The sequence below is a fragment of the Alcanivorax sp. HI0083 genome (genome assembly GCF_001635175.1).
On the sequence record NZ_LWFX01000387.1, the window covers coordinates 1 to 6,252 of the forward strand.

The 6,252-nt window shown below is 59.5% G+C and carries 5 protein-coding genes; 2 read left to right on the forward strand and 3 right to left on the reverse strand.

What is annotated here, in order from left to right; all coding sequences use genetic code 11:
- Window positions 1–39 precede the first annotated feature (39 nt).
- Window positions 40–426, reverse strand: coding sequence for a hypothetical protein (locus A3754_RS03995; RefSeq protein ID WP_063518896.1), 387 nt, complete (start codon window positions 424–426; stop codon window positions 40–42).
- Window positions 427–767: 341 nt separating this feature from the next.
- Window positions 768–1,577: a bifunctional DNA-formamidopyrimidine glycosylase/DNA-(apurinic or apyrimidinic site) lyase gene (mutM, locus tag A3754_RS04000; protein WP_063518897.1), complete on the reverse strand. Its 810-nt coding sequence runs from the start codon at window positions 1,575–1,577 to the stop codon at window positions 768–770.
- A 128-nt stretch (window positions 1,578–1,705) separates the two neighbouring features.
- Here mutM and A3754_RS04005 point away from each other — a divergent pair, with 128 nt between their 5' ends.
- Entirely contained in the window at window positions 1,706–3,682 is a 1,977-nt protein-coding gene (locus A3754_RS04005) for a hydantoinase/oxoprolinase family protein (protein WP_063518898.1), read from the forward strand.
- Between the two features lie 145 nt (window positions 3,683–3,827).
- Entirely contained in the window at window positions 3,828–5,024 is a 1,197-nt protein-coding gene (locus A3754_RS04010; RefSeq protein ID WP_063518899.1) for an acyl-CoA desaturase, read from the forward strand.
- Between the two features lie 49 nt (window positions 5,025–5,073).
- Here the strand turns inward: A3754_RS04010 and A3754_RS27155 are convergent.
- The coding region (locus A3754_RS27155; protein ID WP_197468437.1) for a hypothetical protein at window positions 5,074–6,252 on the reverse strand (1,179 nt) is incomplete at its 5' end.

The window sequence follows — 6,252 nt, forward strand, 5'->3', positions numbered from 1 at the left end:
CGCAAGTGCGGGGCTTTTTTATGGTGCAATGAACAACGATTATTCTGCGCTGGCCACCGCTTCCTGTTCCTGTTTTTCGTTTTCCTGCAGTTCTTTTTCTGCCTTCAGGCTCTCGTGCTGAGCCGGCGTACAACCGAGGCAACGAACGAAAGTATTCTTGCCCGGATTCATCACCAGCACTTCACCGGCTTCTCCCGGATTGCCCCCCAGCAGGCTGAACGGCAGCGTGACCACATAAAGGCCTGCTCCCACCACCGTGGATGCCAGCAGCAATGGGCGCGCAAAAACCGCGTCGCCGATCATCGCCATTTCCCCCGGCCGATCCAGCTGTGATTCAGCCGCCTGTGCCGTGACGGGCGCCATGGCAGCAAACAGCATGGTGGAGGCGAGTACGGATGCCACTACCGGGCGCTTTGCTCGCTTCATGGTGAGTCCCTCTTGTATTTTTATAGTTGAACCTGAAACCCTGACTTCATCGCGGCGCCTGACGCGAGCCTTCTCCGCCACAGAAGATTTTCTTCAGTCAATCGTATACCCATACGACATTCCTTCAGAAAACCTCCTGTGACAGCAAATTCTCACGCCATGCATCCACACTGAAATCACCGTTTCAAGTTAAAGTATCGCTGACATTGTTTCAGCTAAGTCGTTAATATTCCGACAATTGCATCACAATCTACACCTTTGTTCTTAGGCCAGCAATAGGTCTGGCGCTCAATCATTGATCAGCACCGACGCAAGGCGATCCCCCCCATCCTGCACCCCCGTCACCGCTGGCATTGCGGGCAATAGGCCGTACTGCGCTGGCCATGCCGATCCGCCTTCAGGATGGCTTCGCATTGCAGGCAGGGCTGGCCAGCGCGGCCATATACATTCAGCGACTGGGCAAAATACCCGGGCTGACCATCCGCACGGGTAAAATCCTTCAGGGTCGTCCCGCCCGCCTCAATCGCCCGGGCCAGCACCACCTTGATGGCCTCCGCCAGCGCCTGATAGCGCGCCAGGGAAATACGCCCGGCCGCCCGTGATGGATGGATACCGGCCATAAACAGGCTTTCCTGGGCGTAAATATTGCCCACCCCCACCACCGTGGCGTTATCCATGATGAAGCTCTTCACTGCCACCTTTCGCCCCCGGGAACGGGCAAACATCCCCTCACCGCTAAAAGCCTCACTAAGCGGCTCCGGCCCCAGCGACTGCAACAAGCTGTGTGGCTCTTCGCCGGCCTGGAACAGCACCGTGCCGAACCGGCGCGGATCATTGAAACGCAGCACCTTGCCGCTATCGAGCAACAGATCCACATGGTCGTGTTTGCGCAATGGCAAGCTCGCATCCACCACCCGCAGGGTGCCGGACATGCCCAGATGAATCAGCACCTGCCCGTGCTCCAGCTCGATAAGAAGGTACTTGGCCCGCCGGCGCAAGGCCACAACAGGGCAATCACGCAACGCATAAAGGGCCTCACTGACCGGCCAGCGCAGGCGCGGCTCACGCACCGTCACCGACGTCAAAATGCGCCCCTGCACATGCGGGCGAATGCCGCGCAGGGTGGTTTCCACTTCAGGTAATTCAGGCATAAGACAATCAGTTGGCAGTTGATAGTGGACAATTGACAGCGAAGGGCGCGCTGGCGCCAGCTATGTTACCTTGCTGCCAGTTTTTTTGTCTTTCGCTGTCAACTTTCAACTGTTAACTGTCAACTGATATGTCCGTTTCCTACTGGCTCGGCGTCGATACCGGCGGCACTTTTACTGATTTTGTTCTGCTGGGCGACGGTGAACCGCGCATCCACAAAGTGCTGTCCACACCCTCATCCCCGGAGCGGGCCATCCTGCAGGGCATCACGGAGCTTGGCCTGAGTGATGCCATGGCCAGCGGGCAGTTAGCCATTGTTCACGGCACCACCGTGGCCACCAACGCGGCCCTGGAAGGCAAGGGCGCCCGCACACTGCTGATTACCAATGAAGGGCTGGAGGACATTCTCCGCATTGGCCGCCAGAACCGGCCAGAACTCTACAATCTGACGCCCCCCAGCAACGCCTCTGCGGTCAGCCTGCTGCCCGCGCTCGGCTGCCCGGCACGGCTGGATGCCGCCGGCCACCCCGTGACACCGCTCACCGACGCCCACATTGCCACCCTGTTGAGCGCCGTCCGCGAGCTGGACCCGGAATCCATCGCCCTGTGCCTGCTGTTCAGCTACCTGAACCCGGAGCACGAACAACGGCTCAATGACGCCTTGCGTGATGCCGGCTTTGCGGTGAGCCCATCACACCAGATACTGCCCACCCGGGGCGAATACGAACGGGGCATGGCCACCTGGCTGAATGCCTGGCTGGCCCCCCGCGTCGCCGACTACCTGCAACGCCTGCAACAGGCCACGGCCCCCGCGCCACTGGCTATCATGCAATCCCACGGTGGCACCATTGCCTCTCAGCAGGCGGCCGATCTGGCCGTCAACCTGCTGTTGTCCGGCCCTGCCGGCGGGCTGGCCGCTGCCCAGCGACTGGGGCAGCAGCTGCAGCAACCGCAGCTGATGACCTTCGACATGGGCGGCACCTCCACCGATGTGGCCTTGCTTGATGGCGATATCCGCCTCACCCAGCAGGGCCACATTGGCCCCTATCCGGTGGCCGTTCCCATGGTGGACATGCACACCATCGGCGCTGGCGGCGGCTCGCTGGCCTATGTGGATGACGCGGGCCTGCTGCATGTGGGCCCGCAATCCGCTGGTGCCGACCCCGGCCCCGCCTGCTACGGCAAAGGCGGGCAACAGGTCACCGTCACCGATGCCAATGTGGTGCTGGGCCGGCTACAGCCGGACTTTGCACTCGGTGGCTCACTGGCGCTGGATGTGCCCGCCGCGGAACAGGCCATGGACAGGCTCGCCCAGGCCCTGGGCCTGACGCGCCAGCAAGCCGCCGACGGGGTACTGGCCCTGGCCAACGAACACATGACCCAGGCGCTGCGGGTAATCTCCATCCAGAAAGGCTTCGACCCCGCGGACTTCGCACTGATGAGCTTCGGTGGCGCCGGCGGCCTGCATGTCTGCGCGCTGGCCGACAACCTGGGCATGACCCAAGCCATTGTGCCGCAACGGGCAGGCGTCCTGTCCGCCGAGGGGCTGGTCTACGCCCCGCGCAAACGGGAAATGCTGCAGGCTCTGCCAGCACAGGTGGACGAATCCCTGTTGGACGAGCGTATTGCGCAGCTGCAGCAACAGGGCCAGACAGAACTGATGGCCGAAGGCGTCAGCGCAGACCGGATTCGCCACCGGGTATTCGTGGACATGTGCTACCGGGGGCAATCTTCCGTCCTGCAGATTGACTGGGGCCCCACGCTGGCCGACCGGGAAAGCCGCTTCCATACCGCCCACCAGCAACGCTTTGGTCACCAGCTGGGGCTCCCCGTTGAGCAGGTCAACCTGCGCGTCCAGAGCCAGGCCCAGAGCAACCCGCCAACCCAGCCGGACCGCCATACCCGGAGCGCGTCAGCAGAACGCCACATTACGCTACCAGGCATGCACACAGCGGCGGCCGTGTATAACCGTGAATCACTGGGCGCCGGCCAACGCATCACCGGGCCCGCCCTGATCTACGAAGCCGTGGGCACCACCTGGCTGGCCGCAGACTGGCATGCCACCGTCGATCCCCAGGGCCACCTGTTGTTACAGCGCAACGCATAACGGCCGCAGCAGCCATCCGTCAGTCAACAGGCACCTTTGGGACCCTGATTGGCCGTAAAGTCCGAATTTGACCCGTTTAGTGTCTTATGCCCGTCATCCCGGGTAGGGCACAATAGCGGCTCCGTCTTTTTACTGTGCGACATCTATGCTGAATTATCTGAGTGAGGGCCTGCTGGCTCCGAGTCTCGGTGCCCTGGTGCTGATCACCCTGGCCATGACCCACGTGACCATTGTCAGCGTCACCGTCTACCTGCACCGCTATTCCGCGCACCGGGCGTTGGACATGAACCCGGTGCTCAAGCATTTCTTCCGTTTCTGGCTGTGGCTCACCACCGCCCAGAACACCCTGGAGTGGACCGCCATCCACCGCAAACACCACGCCAAGTGCGAGACCGAAGAGGACCCGCACAGCCCGGTGGTGAAAGGCATTCGTAAAGTACTGAGCGAAGGGGCCGAACTGTACCGCGAAGAAGCGGAAAACGAAGAGACCCTGAAGAAGTATGGCGCTGGCTGCCCGAACGACTGGGTGGAACGTAACGTCTATTCCCGTTTCCCCATGGGCGGCATCGCCCTGATGGCAGTCATCGACCTGCTGCTGTTTGGCGCCGCGGGCATTACCGTGTGGGCCGTACAGATGATCTGGATCCCGCTGTTCGCCGCTGGCGTCATTAACGGCCTGGGCCACTACTGGGGCTACCGGAACTTCGAGTGCGCCGATGCGTCACGCAACATTTCGCCCTGGGGCATCCTGATTGGCGGCGAAGAGCTGCACAACAATCACCACACCTATCCAAATTCCGCCAAGCTGTCCGTACGCCGCTTTGAATTTGATGCCGGCTGGGCCTGGATTCGCCTGTTCGAGATGCTGGGACTGGCCAAGGTGAAAAAAGTCGCGCCGAAACCGGCCCTGGAGAAAAGTGCCCACGGAATTGACCTTGATGCCCTGCGCGGCGTCATGCAACACCGTTTTCAGGTTATGCGTCATTACCGCAAAACCGTGATCACCCCGGTCTTCAAACAGGAACAGGCTCGCGCCTGTGACGCCACACGCGACCTATACGGCCGCGCCAAGGCGTTACTGCACCGGGATATCACCCTGATCAAACCGAGCCAGAAAAAGCATCTGCAGAAATTAACCGAAAGTAACGAAACCCTGGAGGCCATCTACCAATTTCGTCTTCGTCTGCAGGACATCTGGAGCCAAACTAGCCGTAACTCCGCAGAAATGGTGGAAGCGTTAGAGCAGTGGTATCACGATGCCAGGGAATCCGGCATTGTTGCCTTGCAGGAGTTTGCGGATCGTCTGGCCCATTACCGGCCACAGCAGGCCACAACTGCCTGATAGCAAAAAGGCCGCGCAAGCGGCCTTTTTTATACTTTCCTATCCAGGATCAGTCCGCCACATCGATGTTTTCGATAAGCTGAACCCCATCCTGATTGGCTGCCGATATATTGACGGATATCCCGCCCAATCCCACACCCAGTGTGCGTAACAGCGGATTGATCAGGCCTTCACCGAGGCTGGCCACCACATCGGACAATAAATCTTCAATCAGATCCACAACCGGATTAAGCAGCGAGCCCAGGGGAATACCGCCAAATTGGCCGGTTTCCAGCAATGTTGCCTCATTGATCGTTATCCCCAGATCCAGACCGGACAGGCCATCACCAAGCTCCTCGTGAGACAGATCTGAACAACCCTCTACGGGGTCGCAATAGAGGTCATAACGAGGATCCAGCACAACGGTTTCTTCCACTCCAGGAACAGAACCATCCACTTCCGCATTGAGATGCAATAACGGCCCCAGCTTCAAAATTCCGGAAAGAAGTTGTAGTTCGCCGACATCGGCATCAAGCGCCGCAGGCTGCAGATTTCCGTCACTATCCAGCGAACCCGTAACGATACGCGCCACTTCCCTTTCCAGGTTTACCGCAAACTCAACGGTGTTCTGAGCCCCTTTGGCACACTCCGCTGACACCAGAGCCCCTTCGCCACCACCAGCATTGACCGACAGGGGAATATCCAGATCTGCCAGCGAAAACTCTACAATTCCCAACAGACCGATAGGCAATATTTGTGCGTTGGCGGAAAGCTGCAGGGTCACATCCGGTGCGTAGAACTGCGTTTTCCAGTTGCCATCCTGATCCTGCCTGGCTGGGCCTGTCACCACGGTTGGAGGCTCACCGACATGAAGCCCGAGGTCTACAGCATTGATATTGGCAATTAACGGGATGTTGAGATCATTGATATTGAGAGGCAGGTCCAATATCCCTCCCTCGCCTGCTTGCTGCTGTTCTGCCAGATTCAGCACCAGACTGATCACCAGATCATAAACGGGGAATTCACTGTCTTCCGGAACAGATGCACCCTCAACCACTTCAATAATGTCACCGACTTTGATGGTTTCGATGCCCTGAGAGACCGCGATATCATCCAGCATGGTGGCAATCGGCGCCGCAACACCGCCAACATCCCCGATAGCCGTTGCCAGCAAGTCGGCATCCAGGTCCAGAAATTCTGCCACGTCATCGACCCCGAGATTGGACAGCAGATCACCAAGTCGAACAGT

Coding starts and splice junctions, on each gene's coding strand:
- A3754_RS03995 (WP_063518896.1), bottom strand. CDS start 426: ATGAAGCGAGCAAAGCGCCCGGTAGTGGCATCCGTACTCGCCTCCACC.
- mutM (WP_063518897.1), bottom strand. CDS start 1,577: ATGCCTGAATTACCTGAAGTGGAAACCACCCTGCGCGGCATTCGCCCG.
- A3754_RS04005 (WP_063518898.1), top strand. CDS start 1,706: ATGTCCGTTTCCTACTGGCTCGGCGTCGATACCGGCGGCACTTTTACT.
- A3754_RS04010 (WP_063518899.1), top strand. CDS start 3,828: ATGCTGAATTATCTGAGTGAGGGCCTGCTGGCTCCGAGTCTCGGTGCC.